The organism is Actinosynnema sp. NPDC002837 (assembly GCF_040295345.1).
GTDB lineage: Bacteria > Actinomycetota > Actinomycetes > Mycobacteriales > Pseudonocardiaceae > Actinosynnema.
Map to the genome: position 1 here is coordinate 34,941 of NZ_JBEOVG010000044.1, position 16,282 is coordinate 51,222.

14 protein-coding genes are annotated in these 16,282 nt (G+C 73.4%); 7 read left to right on the forward strand and 7 right to left on the reverse strand.

Annotated elements, in window-relative coordinates; translation table 11 throughout:
• Window positions 1–4 precede the first annotated feature (4 nt).
• Window positions 5–661 (reverse strand): response regulator, encoded by a 657-nt coding sequence (locus ABTZ99_RS26430; protein WP_498784049.1) that lies wholly within the window; start codon window positions 659–661, stop codon window positions 5–7.
• Entirely contained in the window at window positions 654–1,778 is a 1,125-nt protein-coding gene (locus tag ABTZ99_RS26435; RefSeq protein WP_499614890.1) for a sensor histidine kinase, read from the reverse strand. Before ABTZ99_RS26435 ends, ABTZ99_RS26430 begins: the two co-directional genes overlap by 8 nt.
• An 85-nt stretch (window positions 1,779–1,863) precedes the next feature.
• Here ABTZ99_RS26435 and ABTZ99_RS26440 point away from each other — a divergent pair, with 85 nt between their 5' ends.
• Genes ABTZ99_RS26440 through ABTZ99_RS26450 form a run of 3 tightly spaced genes read left to right on the forward strand, consistent with a single transcriptional unit; the run spans window position 1,864 to window position 4,851 of the window.
• Window positions 1,864–3,291, forward strand: a complete 1,428-nt coding sequence (locus tag ABTZ99_RS26440) for a serine hydrolase domain-containing protein (protein ID WP_499614892.1) — start codon at window positions 1,864–1,866, stop codon at window positions 3,289–3,291.
• Window positions 3,292–3,337: 46 nt separating this feature from the next.
• Window positions 3,338–3,946, forward strand: coding sequence for a cyclodeaminase/cyclohydrolase family protein (locus tag ABTZ99_RS26445; protein ID WP_498784055.1), 609 nt, complete (start codon window positions 3,338–3,340; stop codon window positions 3,944–3,946).
• Window positions 3,943–4,851 (forward strand): bifunctional methylenetetrahydrofolate dehydrogenase/methenyltetrahydrofolate cyclohydrolase, encoded by a 909-nt coding sequence (locus tag ABTZ99_RS26450; protein ID WP_498784057.1) that lies wholly within the window; start codon window positions 3,943–3,945, stop codon window positions 4,849–4,851. Before ABTZ99_RS26445 ends, ABTZ99_RS26450 begins: the two co-directional genes overlap by 4 nt.
• On the opposite strand, the gene ABTZ99_RS26455 is transcribed toward ABTZ99_RS26450, so the two are convergent.
• Window positions 4,827–5,981 carry a hypothetical protein gene (locus ABTZ99_RS26455; protein WP_499614895.1) on the reverse strand — a complete coding sequence of 385 codons (1,155 nt, stop codon included), beginning with the start codon at window positions 5,979–5,981 and terminating at the stop codon, window positions 4,827–4,829. The genes ABTZ99_RS26450 and ABTZ99_RS26455 overlap by 25 nt on opposite strands.
• Before the next feature lie 374 nt (window positions 5,982–6,355).
• On the reverse strand, window positions 6,356–8,197 hold the full coding sequence (locus ABTZ99_RS26460) for a cellulase family glycosylhydrolase (RefSeq protein WP_499614898.1): 1,842 nt from the start codon (window positions 8,195–8,197) through the stop codon (window positions 6,356–6,358).
• Between the two features lie 103 nt (window positions 8,198–8,300).
• Between ABTZ99_RS26460 and ABTZ99_RS26465 the strand changes: the two genes are divergently transcribed.
• The 3 genes from ABTZ99_RS26465 (at window position 8,301) to ABTZ99_RS26475 (ending at window position 11,663) form a co-directional block, all read left to right on the forward strand.
• Window positions 8,301–9,149, forward strand: a complete 849-nt coding sequence (locus ABTZ99_RS26465; RefSeq protein ID WP_498784063.1) for a PaaX family transcriptional regulator — start codon at window positions 8,301–8,303, stop codon at window positions 9,147–9,149.
• A gap of 267 nt (window positions 9,150–9,416) precedes the next feature.
• Window positions 9,417–11,012 (forward strand): pectate lyase family protein, encoded by a 1,596-nt coding sequence (locus ABTZ99_RS26470; RefSeq protein ID WP_499614901.1) that lies wholly within the window; start codon window positions 9,417–9,419, stop codon window positions 11,010–11,012.
• 144 nt (window positions 11,013–11,156) lie between these two features.
• Window positions 11,157–11,663: an SgcJ/EcaC family oxidoreductase gene (locus tag ABTZ99_RS26475; RefSeq protein WP_499614904.1), complete on the forward strand. Its 507-nt coding sequence runs from the start codon at window positions 11,157–11,159 to the stop codon at window positions 11,661–11,663.
• 28 nt (window positions 11,664–11,691) lie between these two features.
• Here the strand turns inward: ABTZ99_RS26475 and ABTZ99_RS26480 are convergent, their stop codons facing one another.
• The 3 genes from ABTZ99_RS26480 to ABTZ99_RS26490 form a co-directional block, all read right to left on the reverse strand.
• On the reverse strand, window positions 11,692–13,050 hold the full coding sequence (locus tag ABTZ99_RS26480) for an ATP-binding protein (RefSeq protein ID WP_499614907.1): 1,359 nt from the start codon (window positions 13,048–13,050) through the stop codon (window positions 11,692–11,694).
• On the reverse strand, window positions 13,047–13,718 hold the full coding sequence (locus ABTZ99_RS26485) for a response regulator transcription factor (protein WP_498784071.1): 672 nt from the start codon (window positions 13,716–13,718) through the stop codon (window positions 13,047–13,049). The genes ABTZ99_RS26480 and ABTZ99_RS26485 overlap by 4 nt, the downstream gene beginning before the upstream one ends.
• Before the next feature lie 165 nt (window positions 13,719–13,883).
• On the reverse strand, window positions 13,884–14,603 hold the full coding sequence (locus ABTZ99_RS26490) for an alpha/beta fold hydrolase (RefSeq protein WP_498784073.1): 720 nt from the start codon (window positions 14,601–14,603) through the stop codon (window positions 13,884–13,886).
• A gap of 178 nt (window positions 14,604–14,781) precedes the next feature.
• On the opposite strand from ABTZ99_RS26490, the gene ABTZ99_RS26495 reads away from it, so the two are divergent.
• Window positions 14,782–16,272: an alpha/beta fold hydrolase gene (locus ABTZ99_RS26495; protein ID WP_499614911.1), complete on the forward strand. Its 1,491-nt coding sequence runs from the start codon at window positions 14,782–14,784 to the stop codon at window positions 16,270–16,272.
• The last annotated feature ends 10 nt before the right edge of the window (window positions 16,273–16,282 follow it).

Consider the following 16,282-nt stretch of genomic DNA (forward strand, 5'->3'; position numbering starts at 1 on the left):
TGGGTCAGGGGTCGGCGAGACCGGCTTCGTAGCCCGCGATCACCAGTTGTGCCCGGTCGCGGGCGGCCAGCTTCGCCATGAGGTGGCCGATGTGCGTCTTGACCGTGTGCCGGCTCAGGTGCAGGGCCTGCTCGATCTCGGTGTTGGACAGCCCTTGCGTGATCAGGCGGAGCACTTCCCGTTCCCGAGGGGTCACGCGGTCGAGCGGCCGTCGGGCGCGGGGCGGCGCGGGGGTGCGGAGGAAGTCCGCGATGAGCCTGCGGGTGACGGTCGGCGCGAGCAGCGCTTCACCCGCCGCGACCGTCCTGATGGCGTCGAGCAGCCGGTGCGGCGGGACGTCCTTGAGCAGGAACCCGCCGGCGCCCGCCCGCAACGTCTCGTACACGACGCCGTCGAGGTCGAACGTGGTGAGGATGAGGACCTTGGGCGGGTCCGGCAGCGCGGTGATGCGCCGGGTGGCGGCGACGCCGTCCAGGTCGGGCATCCGGACGTCGACGACCGCGACGTCCGGCCGGTGCCGGGCGGCCAGGTCGCACGCTTCCCGGCCGGTCCGCGCCTGCGCGACCACCTCCACCCCGGGGTCCGCGTCGACCAGCAGCCGGAGGGTGTCGAGGAACATCGGCTCGTCGTCGGCCAGCAGCACGCGGATCGGCTCAGCCACGGCCGCCGCCGGGCTCGAACGGGAGCGTGGCGCGGACCGCGAACCCGCCGCCGGGAGCGGGGCCCGCGTGCAGCGTGCCGCCGTGCAGCGCGACCCGTTCGCGCATGCCCAGCAGCCCGTGCCCGTCGGCGCCGGGCGCGGCCGTGCCCTCGTCGACCACCGAGACGACGAGCCTGCCCGGCTCGACGGCGGTGACCAGGCGGCAGCGCGGCGGGCGGCCGTGACGCCGCACGTTGGTCAACGCCTCCTGCACGATCCGGTAGGCCGAGACCCGCACCGCCGCCGGTGCGCCGGACAGGTCGGCCTGCTCGGCGGTCACCGTGACGCCGGCCGACCGCGCGTCGTCGACCAGCCGGTCCAGCCCGGCGGGGCCGGCCGGGGCCGACGGCTCGCGCAGCCCACCGAGGACCGTCCGGACGTCCGCGAGGGCCGACCGGCTGACCTGTTCGATGCCCCTGAGCGCCGCCTCCCTCTCGTCGGGGCGCGTGCCCGCCACGTGGTTGGCGACGGCGGCTTTCATGGCGATCAGGCTGAGGTTGTGCCCGACCACGTCGTGGATGTCGCGGGCGATGCGCAGCCGTTCCTCGGCCACCGCCCGCGCGGTGCGCGACTCGGCCAGCTCCGCCGCGTGCCGCCGGCGCGTGCGGACGGCGGCGGCGACCGCCCAGGCCCCGGTCACGACGACCGCGCTGAACAGCAGGGTGGACAAGGGGTTCGTGGCGAACGACTCCGTGCCCGCCGGCGCCGGGACGAGCGGCAGGCCCGGCACGGTCGCCACCGCGACACCCGCCGTCACCACGCACGCCAGCGCCGCGACCGCGCCCACCGCACCCGACCGGGACGACGACAGCACGACCGGGTAGAGCGCCACCGCGACGGCGGCCAGCGTCGACTCGTTCCCGGTGCCGATGACGATCGCCGCCGCGCCGACCGGCAGCACGGTGGCCAGCACGGCGGTGGGCCGGACCCGGCGGACGGCGAGCGGCGCGCCGAGCGCGACGGCGCAGACCACCGCGAGCACGTCGACCGCCGGCGCGCGCAGCACCGCCCACGCCACGACCACGCCCGCGGTCACCACGTCCACCACCAGCAGCCCTTTCGGGCCGAGTCGCACCATGGTGGCACCGTAGCCGGGCGGCGACCGGCGGAACTCGGACCACGGTCCGATGGCACGCGACCGCGACGCCCCGAGACTGCCTGCCGTGTTCACCTCGATCCTGCCCGCCTTGCTCATCTCCGCCACGTCCCTCACCGCTCCGCCCACCGTCGACGGCGCCGCCATCGACGCGGTCGTCAGGCAGTACCGGGAGCAGACCGCGCTGCCCGGGGTCGCGGTCGCCGTCACGCGCGGCGCCACCGTCGTGCACACCGCCGGGTACGGCCACACGCCCGACGGCGACGCCGTGACCGAGCACACCACCATGGCCGCGGCGTCGGTGAGCAAGTCCTTCACGGCGCTGGCGGTGATGCGGCTCGTGGAGAGCGGCCGGATCCGGCTCGACGACCCGGTGCGCGCGCACCTGCCCGAGTTCACGATGGCCGATCCCCGCGCCGCCGACATCACCGTGCGCCACCTGCTCGACCAGACCTCCGGCCTGTCGGACACGACCCACCGGTCGTTCAGCGGGCCGCCGGTGCACACGCTGGCGGAGGCGGTGGCGGCGATGCGCGACTCGACGCTGGCCGCCGCACCGGGCGCCCGCTGGGAGTACCACAACCCGAACTTCCAGGTGGCCGCCCGGCTGGTCGAGGTCGTTGGCGGCGTGCCGTTCGCCGACTACCTGCGCCGCCACGTGTTCGACCCGCTCGGCATGGCCGACAGCCGCACCGCCGACACCGCGCGCGACCTGCCGCCGAGCGCGGAGGGGCACGTCAAGGTCCTCGGCCTGCCCGTGGCGCTGCCCGAACCACCCGCGTTCGGCAACGGCTCCGGCGGCGTGCTCACCTCCGCCCACGACCTGGCGGCGTGGCTGATCGCGCAGAACAACGGCGGCCGCAGGCCCGACGGCACGTCGATCGCCACGCCCGAGAGCATCACGGAGACGCACACGCCGACCGCCGCGTCGCAGTCGTACGGCCTCGGCTGGTTCGTGGGCGTCACGGCGTCCGGCGCGCCGCTGGTCGACCACGGCGGCGACCTGTTCACCTCGACCGCGTACCAGGCGCTGCTGCCCGGGTCCGGCTACGGCATCGCCGTCCTGGCCAACACCGGGATGCTGCACGGCGACGCCCAGGCGATCGGCGCACGCCTGGTCGCCCTGGTCGAAGGCAGGCAACCCGCGCCCGTGGACGACCCGTCCGTCGCCGTGGACGCGGTGTTGCTCGCCCTCGCCCTGGCGAGCGCGGCGCTGACCGGTCGCGGCGTGGCCCGGTCCCGGCGGTGGGCCGCCCGCCGGCGGTCGACCGGGTGGGCGGTGGCTCGCCTGGTCCCGCTGGCGCTGCCGCTGCTGCTCACGGCCACGGTCCACCGGGTCGTCGGCTACCTGTACCGGGGACGTGATGTGGCGTGGCTCCAGGTGCCGTACCTGTACCCGACGTTCATGGTCGCGCTCGCGGTGACGGCACTGGGCTGCGTCGCCCTGCTCGCGGCCAGGGTCGTCGCGCTGGCCGGCCGCACGGGGCCGGGCTGATCCGCGATGGGTGGCAGCCGGGGCTCGGGCGAGCGATGATCTTCGCGTGACGGACGGTCTGTGGGACCTGAGCCTGGCCGAGCTGCGCGCGCGGACGGCGAGCGCGAGCCCGACGCCCGGCGGCGGGTCGGTGGCCGCGGTGACGGCCGCGTTCGGCTGCGCGCTGGTGCTCATGGCCTTGGAGATCACCGCCCGGCGCGACCCGTCGGTCGGCGACGCGATCACGGCGGGCAAGTCCCTGCTCGACCGCCTCGGCTCCGCCGCCGACCGCGACGTGGAGCTGTTCGAGGACTACCTGCGGGCACGGCGGCTGCCGCGTGCCACGGACGGGGAACGGGCCGCCCGGGAGGCCGCGGTCGCGGCGGCCTCGGCGGCCGCGACGGAAGGCCCGCTGACCGCCGCGTCGGACGCGGTGGAAGCCTTGGAGTGGGCGTTCTCGGTGCTGCCCGTCGTCACCGGCGCGGTCGTGAGCGACGTCCGCGCGGGCGCCGACCTGCTGCTCGGGTCCGTCCTGGCCACCTTGCGCGGAGCCGAGGCCAACCTGGCGTCGCTCGGGGACGACGCGGCGGCGTTCACCGCACGACTGGACGCCGTGCGCCGCGCCGCCGTGGCCGCGCACACCCGCATCGAGAACACCCAGGAGGAGTCCCGATGACCGCCCGCACCATCGACCCGGCCGACCTCGCCGAGTCCATCCGCGACGGGATCCGCGCCGACCTGGCGGCGATCCCGGAACGCCTCACCGTCGTCGGCTTCCTGGTCGACGGCGACCGGCCGGCCCGCACCTACGCCGAGTACACCCGGCGCGCGTGCGCCGAGGTGGGCATCGACTTCGACCTCCGCACGCCGCGCGCCGACGACGTCGAGGCCGCCGTCCGCGACGCCGGCGCGGACGACGGCGTGCACGGCGTGTTCGTCTACTACCCGGTCCGCGACCCCGAACGCGACCGCTGGCTGCGCGAGCTGGTCGACCCGCGCAAGGACGTCGAGGGCCTGCACTCGTTCTGGAGCCGCTGCCTCTACGAGAACCGGCGGTTCGTCGACGACGCCGGCACCCGCCGGGCCGTCCTGCCCTGCACCCCGCTGGCCGTGATGAAGCTGCTGGGCGAGGCGGGCGCGTTCCGCGGCGACGGCGACACCCCGCTGGCGTCGGTGAAGGCCTGCGTGTTCAACCGCAGCGAGATCGTCGGACGCCCGCTGGCCGCCATGCTGGCCAACGACGGCGCGGACGTCACGTCGTTCGACCTCTCGGGCTCGCTGGCGTTCCGGCACGCGGCCGGCATCCAGGGCCACCACGTGGACGTCGTGGCCACCGACCGGGCCACCGCCCTCGCCGAGGCCGACGTGGTGGTCACCGGTGTGCCGTCACGCGACTTCCCGCTGGTCCGGGCCGACGAGATCAAACCGGGCGCGGTGTGCCTGAACTTCTCCACGATGAAGAACTTCGCCGACGACGTGGTGGAGCGCGCCTCGGTCTTCGTGCCCCGGGTCGGCTCGATGACCGTGACCATGGCGATGCGCAACGCCGTCCGGCTCTACCACAACGCCCACCGGTCGTGAGTCGTGGGCACCGGCGTCCAGACCACGGGCCGGTTCGTGCTGTCCGTGCCGGTGGTGTGGCCGACGACGACGCCGTGGTCGTTGATCGCGACCGGCAGGCTGTAGTGGCCGGTCGGCGGGTCCAGGTAGGTGACCCGGCCGTCGCGCCAGAGGAACCCGCGGGGCGAGGACCACTCGTTGGCCGCGGTCCACCCGATGACGTCGCCGCGTTCGTTGATCCCCACCGCCTCGGCCGGCGCGGGCACGGCGAGCTCCACCTGCTTGCCGCCGGCGGGCCACAGCACCGCGTGGGGGACGCCGTCCTCCCCGGCCGCCCACCCGACCGCGTCACCGCGCTCGTTGAGCGACTGCTCGCCGTGCGCGACCCGGCCGTTCTCCGACAGCTCGGTCGCCTCGTCGCCCTCCCAGCGCAACGCGACCGTGCCGCGGTTGCCCACGACGACCCCGGCCTCGTTGATCGCCTCCGGGATGTAAGGGCCGTAGCCCGACGAGCCGCCCAGCCGGGTGCAGGCGCCGTCGACGCAGCGGACGGCGGCGAAGTCCTGGTCCGCGGCGGAGGCGTAGCTGCCCGCCACGGCGCCGGCGTCGTTGATCCCGTACACCCACAGGTCGGGCCCGGACAGCGACAGCTCGGTGTGCCGACCGGCCTGCCAGACGGCGGCGCGGTTGTGGTCCCGGCGCATCAGGGACGTCGAGTAGTTCACCGGCACGACGCCGTTGCCGTTGATCGCCGGCGCGGTCGCCCACGCCGCGTAGGCCTGCATCACGGTCGTCCGCGCGCCGTCCGACCAGATCCACGGCTTGTGCCGGTACGGCGCGACGGCGGCGCGGGTCTCCAACCCGAGCACCTGGCCGCGCCGGTTGATGCCCACCGCCAGACCCGGACCGAGGTCGCTCGCCCCGCCGCGCGGCGACCACAGCACGACGTGCGCCGGCAGCCCGTGGCCCTGCGCGCTGCCGACCACCTGGCCGAGGTCGTTGATCCCGGTGACGTAGTGGTCGGGGTGACTCGTCAGCCGGCCCAGCTCGGTGACCACCATCGTGGTCTCGGCGACCGCCGACGGCACGGCGACGAACGGCAGGGCGGTCGCGAGCGCCAAGGCGGCCAGCGACGCGCGTAGCTCGGGCATGACCGCTCCGTTGCGACGATGTCCTGGATCGATCGAACGGTAACCCGCCGCCGCCCGCCGCGGCGTCGGCCGGACAGCGCAACCGCCCGCGAAACCCTTGCGCGCCAAGCGGTGCGGACGCCGTCGTGGTGTGCGCCCCACCGGTCAGCCGAGCGCCGGCTCGGCCGTCGGGAACGTGCCGTGCGCCGGGCCCGACGGCGTTGCGCGGGAGACCCGGAACTCGTGCGGGTACCGCCGAGCCCCACGCCTCCAGGTTCGACAGGCCCCACGGTGTAAAGGTTCTCCAGCTGGGTGATCACGTTGGTGGGGTCGAAGTTGTACGGTGACGGCGCGGACACCCGGTTTCCGATCGGGACGGCGGGCGTCGCGGCGGGTCAGCCGAAGGTGGCGGCCACCCACGCGGCCAGTTCCGCCCGTGCGGCGGCGGCCGATCCGGCGGGCGGGTTGTTCGTCACGAGCGCGAAGTGCATTCCTATGTCCTTTGTGGACAGAAGCAGTCGGTTCACCCCGGGCACGCCCGGTTCCGGCGCGACGGACACCGGTTCGGCGCCGGTGTGCGCGGGCGGCCCCGTGAGGGACCCGAGATCGCTCACCACCGTGGTCGACGCGGGCGGGAACGACGACGGCAGGTGCAGCTCCGTCGGCGCGGCGACACCGTTGCCACGCCACACGAGCACGCCGAACTGCCCGCTGCCGACGAGGGCGCGCACCGCGGGCATCGTGTCGGGGACCCGGTTCCACGACAGGACCGCGCCGCCGTCGCGGGCGCGGTCCTCGTAGGTGAACGCCGCCGTCCGGCCCGCCACTGCGCGCGGGAACAGCCGGTCGACCACCCGGCCCTCCACCGTCAGCACGTGGTTGCCGCCGTCGTCGACGCGCACCGCGGAGAAGTGCTCGTCGTTCATCGCGTCACCCTCGGTGCGGACCTTGTCCGGGTTGTCGTTCATCAACTCGCGGTGCCGGCCGTAGTTGACGTCCCAGTGCCACTGGCTGCCCGACAGCACCGGCCCGGACCCCGCCGCGCCCGACCACCACCGCGCCCCGGGCAGCCGCGAGTCCAGCGCCTGGTACATGGCCTTCAGCACGGTCGGGTTCTTGTCGGAGGTGAAACCGGCGACCGGGTGCCCGAACTCCGACACGATCCCGGCCGTCCCGAGCGCCCGCGCCCGGTCCCGGATCAGGTTGAAGTCCGCGGTGTACTCGCCGTCGGCGGCCTTGCCCGGCTTGAGCAGCCCGGACTGCGCCTTGCCGTCGTAGAAGTGCGCGTTGAACACGAACCGGTCGCCGAGCGCCGGCACCGCCGGGAAACCGCCCGGCTCGGCGAAGAACTCCACGTTCTGGTTCCAGAACACCAGCGGCTCGACGAACGCGGGCTTGTCGGCCCACCCGGCGTCGTCCATCCGCTGCCGGAACTGCCGGTAGAACGGCACGAGCAGGTCGCGTTCCCAGGCCACGCCGTCCTGACCCTGGTCGTACCGCCCGGCGTAGGGCTCGTTGAGCGGGTCGACGCCGAGCACGAGCCGGAACGCCTCGGCCGACAGCGTCGACTTCAGCCGGCGCATCGCCTCGCCCGCCTGGTGCAGGAACTCGTCGCGGATCCGGATCGGCCCGGCGGACGTGGCGACCTCCCGGTTGTGCCAGAAGTCGTGCGTCGCGGCGGTGACCGCGTTGTTGCTCTTCATGTTCTGGCCCCAGTGCACGCAGATTCCGCACGACTCCTTGGGGTAGCCGCCCGCGCGCACGACCCACTCCGGCGCGCCGTCGCCGGTGTACCAGCTGTCGCGGTTGAAGAGGTGGCGCGAGTAGAGGTCCTGGTGGAAGTCGAGGTAGACCCGGATGCCCTGGTCGGTGAACGCGCCGATCTGCTCGGCCACCCGGTCGAGGTAGCCGTGGTCGATCCGGCGCGGCTCCGGCTCGACCCACGCCCAGGTGAGCAGGAAGCGCACCGCGTTCGCGCCGGTCATCCGCCGCATCGCCGCCGCGGACGACCGCGCGTCGGCCGTGCTCGCGAACGGCAGGCCCCGGTGCTCGGCGAGCTTGGCCGTGCCGGACACGTTGAACCCGCGCAACACCACCTCGCGGCCGTGCTGGTCGCGGAACGCGCCGTCGGCGACGGTCACGGGGGAGCCGTCGAACCAGGGCACGTCCGGCGCGGCGACGCCGGTGGCCGCGGAAGTGGTCAGCACCAGCGCCAGCAGGAACGCGATCCGCTTCACCGCGACCGCCCTTCACTCGACCCGAAGATGAAGGCGTTTCACGTTGAGGGTAGCGGATCGGCCGGGTCGCACAAGGTCGCGGAGCCGGGGTTACGCTCGCCCGGTGATCCCGCACGACGACCCGCAGGCCCGTGAGCAGGAGACATCGGTACGGCCGCAGTCGCTGATGCTCAGCTTCCTCGGCATCCACGTGCTCAACCGGGGCGTCGCGGTCTTCTCCGGCAGCGTCATCGACGTCTTCGCCCGGGTCGGGGTGTCGGAGGAGGCGGTGCGCTCGACGTTGACCCGCATGGTCAAGCGGGACCTGCTGGCGCGGCACCGCGTCGGCAGGCGCACGTACTTCGGGCTGACCGCGCGTTCGGCGGCCGTGCTGGAGGACGGCGAGCACCGGGTCTGGCGCAGCGGCGCGGTCAACAGCGACTGGGACGGCGCCTGGACCGTGGTGGGCTTCTCCGTGCCGGAGTCCTGGCGCAGCCAGCGGCACGACCTGCGCTCGCGGCTGATCTGGGGCGGGTTCGGCCCGCTGCAGAACGGCCTGTGGGTCGCGCCCGGCGTGGTCGACGTGCCCGCCCTGGTCGACGACCTCGACCTGGACGACCACCTCAAGGTGTTCACCGCGCACACGGCCAAGCCGACCGAGGCCGAGCAGATCGCCCACACCGCGTTCGACGTGCCCGCGATCGCCGAGCGCTACCAGGTGTTCCTGCGCCGCTGGGACCACGACCGCCCGCTGGCCGACGCGCCGGACGACCTGGCCAGGCAGCTGCTGCTGCACACCGAGTGGCTGCAACTGGTCCGCCAGGACCCCCGGCTGCCCGCCGAGCACCTGCCCGAGGACTGGCCCGCGATCCGCGCCGAGCAGGTGTTCCACGCCCTCGCCGGCGCGTACGCCGAACCGGCCGCGTCGATCGCCGCGTCGGTCCTCGACACGATCGTGGTCGACGGCCCCTGAAAACCCGTTCCGGATCGATTCCCGGACCGGTTTCCGAACCCGCCGCGTGACGTGGCGTTGACGTCCCGGAAACGAAGCCCTACCTTCGCCGCAAGGATTCGAAGCACTGTCGAGAGCGTGCCGCCAACCGCCGCCTCCGTTTGTCGGCAACCGTCGCCCGAACGCGTGCACACCCACGTTCACCAGCGTGAACGCATTCACCACCGTGAACGCCGAAGGGTCGGCGGAATCGGGCGCAGAACGCCCGGTTCAGCACAGGAGGCTCCCTTGAGCAAGCACGGCAGATCAGCGTCGCTCGCCGCCGTGGCGAGCGCGTTCGTCGTCGCGATGGCGGTATTGCTGGTGCCTTCGGCATCGGCCGCGACGTTGTTCGACGACGATTTCGAGGACGGCAACGCGACCGGCTGGAGCTCGAGCGGCGGCAGCTGGACGGTGGTCGCCGACGGGTCGCGCGCCTGGCGCCAGTCCGGCACCAGCGCCGACGCCAGGGCGACCGCCGGCGCGGTGTGGTCCGGCCAGTCGGTGCAGGCCCGGGTCAAGCCGACCGCGTTCAACGGCTCGAACCGGCACGTCGCCGTGACCGCCCGGGTGCAGAACACCGGCAACTACTACTACCTGGCCCTGTCCAACGCCGGCACCGCCGTGCTCGGCAAGCGGGTCGGCGGCGGGCACACCGCCCTGGCCACCGCGCCGGTCGCCGTGGCCGTCGGCGCCTGGCGCACCGTGCGGCTGGAGGCGTTCGGCGGCACGCTGCGCGGTTTCGTGGACGGCGCGCAGGTCGTCACCGCGACCGACGTCACGTTCGGCAGCGGCCGGATCGGCGTGGCGACCTACTACGCGGCGGCGACGTTCGACGACGTGCTGGTGACCGACGTGGCCGGACCGGGCGGGCCGACGAGCACCACCACCACGACCACCACCACGCAGCAACCCGGCACCTGCGCCACGTCCGGGCGCCCTCAGGGGTTCGCCTCCGTCACCGCGTGGGGCCAGAACGGCACGACCGGCGGCGCGGGCGGTCCCACGATCGAGGTCGACACGGCCGCGGAGTTCCTGGCCGCGATCGCCCAGCCCGGACCGCTGAACATCTGCGTGCGCGGCATGATCGCGCTGCCCGGCCCCATGCACGACGTCACGTCCGACAAGACGATCGTCGGCATCGGCTCCGCCTCGGGCTTCACCGGCGGCGGGCTGAACATCGGCCTGCCGGTCTCGAACGTCACCTCGCCGCCCGCCGACGCCGTGCGCAACGTCATCGTCCGCAACCTCGTCTTCCGCGACTGGGCCGACGACGCGATCAACGTGCAGATGTTCTCCCACCACGTGTGGATCGACCACAACGACCTGTCCCACGGCTACGACGGCGCTATCGACATCAAGCGCGGCTCCAGCTACGTCACCGTCTCGTGGAACCACACGCACAACCACAGCAAGAACATGCTGCTGGGCCACGACGACGGCAACGGCGCGCAGGACGTCGGCCGGCTGAAGGTCACCTACCACCACAACTGGTTCGACCGGACGCCGCAGCGCAACCCGCGCGTCCGCTTCGGCGAGCCGGTGCACGTGTTCAACAACTACTACCTCTACAACACCGACGTCGGCGTGGCGTGCCAGGCGGACTCGGGCTGCGTCGTCGAGGGCAACCACTTCGAGGACGTCGAGGAGCCGGTGAGCAACAACTACGCCGGTCCCGGCGGGCGGTGCGTGGCGCGGAACAACGTGTTCGTCGGTGAGTCGGGTCAGCCCGACTGCAGCGGCAGCGTGCAGGAGCCCCGCGACTACTACTCCTACACGCTCGACGACCCGAACACCGTGAAGGCCGCCGTCATGGCTGGCGCGGGCGTCGGCAAGGTCGGCTGACCGGGACGGCGTGGCCGGCTCCCGGGTCGGCCACGCCGTTTCTTGGTGGAACCCTTACCCGGCGTTGTCCTCCTCCTGTGCTGTCGCTTCCCCACGTCACCCGAAAGTGGAAAGCGACATCCGCACCACCCGCAGGAGATCACCATGAGCAACGTCGGTCGCACTCGTTCCGGAGCGATCACCGCGGTGGCCCTGGCCGTCACGCTGACCGCGTGCGGCACGGCCGCCGGCAACGAGCAACCGACCACCGCGGTCGCCACCACCGCGGCCGGGCCGTCCGCGCAGGAGGTCGAGGCGCTGTTCGACACCTGGAACCGCGCGCTGGCCACCGGCGACGCACAGCAGGTCGCCGACCTTTACGCGCCGCACGCCGTGCTGCTGCCGACGTTGTCGGACAACGTCCGCTCCGATCGCGCCGAGATCGTGGACTACTTCGAGCACTTCCTGGCCAACAAGCCCAGCGGCGAGATCCTGGAGTCGCACGTGGCGGTGCTCGGCCCGGAGACAGCGATCGACGCGGGCGTCTACCGCTTCACCCTGGCCGCGAACGGCACCCGGGTCGACGCCCGCTACACGTTCGCCTACGAGCGCGTCGACGGCAAGTGGCTGATCGTCAACCACCACTCGTCCGCCATGCCCGAAGCGCACTGACCGGGCCGACTGACCGGGCACACCGGTCTCACGCGGCCCGCAGCACGATCCGCACGCACAGGCCGCCGTGCTCGCCCTCGTGCAGGCTCGCCGACCCGCCGTCGTCGGACACCAGCTGCTTGACGATCGCGAGCCCGAGACCCGAGCCGGACCGGCCCGTCAGCCCCGGACCGCGCCAGAACCGGTCGAACGCGCGCTCCCGGTCGGCGGCGGGCAGGCCCGGACCGCGGTCGACCACCTCGATCACCGCCTTGCGGGCTTCCCGCCTGCTCGCCACGGTGATCACGGCGTCGTCCGGCGAGACGGCGAGCGCGTTGGACAGCACGTTGTCCAGCACCTGCTCCAGGTGACCGTGCCCGGCCAGGGCGCGCAGGTCGGGGTCGGCGGCGTCGTGCCGCAGCCGGATGCCGCGCTCCTCGGCGGCGGCGCGCCAGGTGTCGAACCGGCCGGCCACCACGTCGCCGATGCGGACGGGCTCCGGCGTGGCCACGGTGGACTCGGCCCTGGCGAGCGTGAGCAGGCCGTTGACCAGCCTGCTCATCCGCACCACCTCGGCGGTGGCGTGGTCGACGTCCTCGCGCACGTAGGGGTCGTCCACGCCGTCGGCGATGTTGTCCAGCGACAGGCGCAGCGCGGTCAGCGGGGTGCGGAGCTGGTGGGAGGCGTCGCCGATGAACGCGCGCTGGGAGCCGACGAGGGTGCCGATGGTCTCCGTCGCGGTGTTGAGGGTGCCGGCGAGGGTCCGGGTCTCCGGCGGGCCGGTCTCCTCGACCCGCGCGGTGAGGTCGCCGTCGCGCAGCCTGCCCGCCATCCGGTTGAGCTCGCGCAGCGGGCGCGTCAGCCGGCGGGCGAGCAGGAAGCCGACCACGGCCGCCGCGATCAGCACCGTGACGGCCAGGGCCGCGCGGAAACCCCAGATCTGCCACAGCCGGGTGCTCAGCGGACCCGACGGGTAGCTGATCCGGACCGCGCCGACGACCGCGCCGTCCGCGGACCTGGCGGGCACGGCCAGCACGAGACCTTCCGCGCCCAGCGCCTCGGCGTCGCCCCACCGCAGCGACTCGCGGCCCTGCAACGCCTCGGTGAACGCGGGGTCGTCCGTGGCGGCGGGCAGTGGCAGCGGGTCGACGGCGGTGCGTGCGGCGGTCAGCACGTCCAACCGGCCCGGCGTCTGCCGCTGGTAGGCCTCGACCAGGCGGGCCAGCGCCTGGCGGGACGGCGCGTCGTCGGGCGCCAGGAGCAGCGCGGCCGTCGCCGCCTCCCGGCGGGCGGAGTTCTCCTCGTCGCGGTAGAGCTGGTCGGTGAGCGTGAACGCCACCGGCACGGTGAACGCGGCGATCGCCACCAGCACCAGCAGCACGTAGCTCGCGACCAGCTGGCGGATCACGTCAGCACCAACCGGAACCCGACCCCGCGCACGGTCTCCACGGCGACCGCGTCACCGAGCTTGCGGCGCAGCGCGCCCACGTGCACGTCGAGGGTCTTGGTCGGGCCGAACCAGTTGGCGTCCCACACCGCCTCCATGATCTGCTCGCGGGTGAACACCGCGCCGGGCGCTTCGGCGAGGAACGCCAGCAGGTCGTACTCCTTGGGCGTCAGGACGACCTCGATGCCGTCGACGTGCACCCGTCGTGCCCGGCGGTCGATCGTGAGCCTGGTCGGCCGGGCGTCCGCCGACCGGGTGGCGTCGGGTTGGGGCAGCGCGGGCCGGACCCGCCGCAGCACCGCGCGCATCCGGGCGATCACCTCGCGGACGCCGAACGGCTTGGACACGTAGTCGTCCGCGCCGATCTCCAGGCCGACCACGCGGTCGGTCTCGTCGGCCCGCGCGCTGATCACGATGATCGGCACGTCGCCGCGGGCGCGCAGCTCCCGGCACACGTCCAGCCCGTCCACGTCGGGCAGGCCGAGGTCGACCAGCACGATGTCGGCCGGCTCCGCCGCCAGCGCCTCGGCCCCCGTGCGCACCCACACGACGTCGAAGCCGTACCGGCCCAACCCCCGCGTGAGGGACTCGGCGATCGGCTCGTCGTCCTCCACCAACAGCACCCGCATACCCGAAATCCTTCCACCACCGCGCGAGTCGAACGCTCAGGTCCCGCGTGTCGAACGCTCGGGCCCGCGTGTCGTCCACTCAGGACCCCCGAATTCCACCTCGCGGCCGAGCGGTGCGGGGCGACGGGGAACTCGGGGGTCCTGGAGGTTCGACACGCGGGTGGGTCAGGAGACGGCGGTGACGGCGGCGAGGATCTGGTCGGCGACCTCGGTCGGGCGGGAGAGGGCGATGGCGTGCGAGGCGTCCACCTCGACGGTGGCCGAGCCGAGCCGGGCCGCGGCGGCGCGCTGCGAGTCCGGGTTGATGGCGTTGTCCGCCGTCGCCACCACGAACCACGACGGCAGGGTCTTCCACGCGGGCTCCACGGACAGCGGCTCTCCGAGGGCGCGGGCCGCGATCGGGCGCTGGCTGACCGCGGCGGTGGCGGTGACCGAGTCCGGCAGGTCGGCGGCGAACACGCTCGCGAACGCGTCACGGCGGATCGTGAACTCCGTGTCGCTGCCGTCGCCGTCCGGGAACTGCTGCGGCACCAAGGACGTGTTGAGCTCCACCGGCGCGAAGCCCTCGACCGAGCTCAACGCGCTCTCGCCCTTGTCGACGCCGAACGACGCCACGTACACCAGCGCCTTGGCGTTCGGCGTCTTCGCGGCGGCGTGCGTGATGACCGGGCCGCCGTACGAGTGGCCGACCAGCACGACCGGCCCGTCGACCTGCCCGGCGACGCTCGCCACGTAGTCGCCGTCGTGCGCCAGCCCGCGCAGCGGGTTGCTCACCGCGAGCGCCTCCACGCCGCGCGCCCGCAGCAGTCCGATCACCTCGGCCCAGCTGGACCCGTCGGCGAACGCGCCGTGTACCAGGACGACGGTGGGGTTGTGGCCGGTCATCGTGTGCTCCTCGGTTCGTCTTGCGGGGTGATGCCATAAAGCTAGTGCCCGATTAAGTTGCGCACAAGGTATATCCGACGTGACGATCTTCACGGTCGCTCGTTGGACCCACTGCGCGATCCACCCGCCCTGATCAACCCGCCCTGATCAACCCGCCCTGATCGACCGGAGGAACCCGATGCGCCTGGTGATCGCACTCGTCGTCGCGGCCGTCGCCGTGACCCCCGCCGCCGCCGCGAGCGCCGATCACCCCGCGCCGGAGCACGTCTGCGTCGCGAGCGTGCCGGAGACCGATCCGCTGGAGCCGGGGCCGGTGAGCATCTGCGTCAGCGTGTTCAAGCCCGCTGCCGCCTCCCGCGACAACCGGGTGCCGGTGCTGCTGCACAGCCACGGCTGGGGCGGCAGCCGCACGTCCGCGCCCGGCTCGTTCCAGCGGTACCTGGACGCGGGTTTCGGCGTGGTCAGCATCGACCAGCGCGGTTTCGGCGAGAGCGGCGGCAAGGCGCACGTGGAGGACCCGGCGTTCGAGGGCGAGGACGTGATCCGGGTGATCGACCACGTCGCCTCGCTGGACTGGGTGCGCCGCAACGGTCCGAACGACCCGGTGCTCGGCGCGGTCGGCGGTTCCTACGGCGGTGGCTTCCAGTTCGCCGGCGCGTTCACCGAGGTCATGAAGACCGGCCGCACCCGGTTCGACGCGCTCGCGCCCCAGATCACGTGGCACTCGCTGAACGACAGCCTCGCCCCGCGCGAGGTCGTCCGCACCACGTGGGTCACCGCCCTGTACGCCGCGGCCCTCGACGCGCACACCTCGACGCTGCACGCCGGCTACGCCGAAGGCCTGCTCACCGGCGACTGGCCCACCACGATGGAGGAGTTCTTCCGCGACAACGGCCCCGCGCACCACGTCGCCGCCGGCCGCCGGCTGGACGTCCCGGTGCTGCTGCACCAGGGCATCAGCGACAACCTGTTCCCGCTCGACCAGGCGGTCGACAACTTCGACCGCGCCCTGACCCCGCGCGCCCGGGCGAACAGCCTGCTCATCGGCTACAACGGCGGCCACGCGCTGCCCAACGCCATCCCCGCCGGGTACGCCGTCGCGGGTGACGCGTGCTCGGCGCGGCACGGCGGCTACGACGAGCTCGAACTGCGGTTCCTGGCCGAGAACCTGCACGGCGCGCCGCGCGCGATCACCGGCCACGGCCGCTACCAGCTCATGACCGCCGAGGGCGGCTGCGTCACCGTGGACAGCGTCGCGCCGACCAGGACCACCGCCCTGCCCGACATCGTGACCACCGCCGGCGTCGGCCTGCCCCAGTCGATCAAGATCGCGGACGGCCCCCTCACCATCGCCGGGTCGCCGACGCTCGACGCCCTCGTCAGCACCCTCGGCCTCGACAGCCGCGCGTTCTTCGCCCTCAGCGCGGGCACGTCGCCGTTGACCGCCAAGGTGATCCAGAACAACGTGCTCCCACACCGCGAGCACAGCCTGAACCTGGGCACCCGCCGCACCGTCGAACTGCCCGCGGTCGCCGCCTCGATCCCGGCCGGCCAGTCGCTGTACCTCACCGTCACCCCGATCTCGGACATGTTCCTCCTGCACGGCAGCCGCACGCCGAGCGCGATGGTGCTGCGCGACGTCACCGTGAACCTGCCCGTCCGCGGCTAGGTTCGAGGTC

Excerpts from the sequence above, each read along its gene's own strand:
- ABTZ99_RS26435 (WP_499614890.1), bottom strand. The coding sequence starts at position 1,778 with ATGGTGCGACTCGGCCCGAAAGGGCTGCTGGTGGTGGACGTGGTGACC.
- ABTZ99_RS26450 (WP_498784057.1), top strand. The coding sequence starts at position 3,943 with ATGACCGCCCGCACCATCGACCCGGCCGACCTCGCCGAGTCCATCCGC.
- ABTZ99_RS26455 (WP_499614895.1), bottom strand. The coding sequence starts at position 5,981 with ATGCCCGAGCTACGCGCGTCGCTGGCCGCCTTGGCGCTCGCGACCGCC.
- ABTZ99_RS26475 (WP_499614904.1), top strand. The coding sequence starts at position 11,157 with ATGAGCAACGTCGGTCGCACTCGTTCCGGAGCGATCACCGCGGTGGCC.
- ABTZ99_RS26485 (WP_498784071.1), bottom strand. The coding sequence starts at position 13,718 with ATGCGGGTGCTGTTGGTGGAGGACGACGAGCCGATCGCCGAGTCCCTC.
- ABTZ99_RS26490 (WP_498784073.1), bottom strand. The coding sequence starts at position 14,603 with ATGACCGGCCACAACCCCACCGTCGTCCTGGTACACGGCGCGTTCGCC.
- ABTZ99_RS26495 (WP_499614911.1), top strand. The coding sequence starts at position 14,782 with ATGCGCCTGGTGATCGCACTCGTCGTCGCGGCCGTCGCCGTGACCCCC.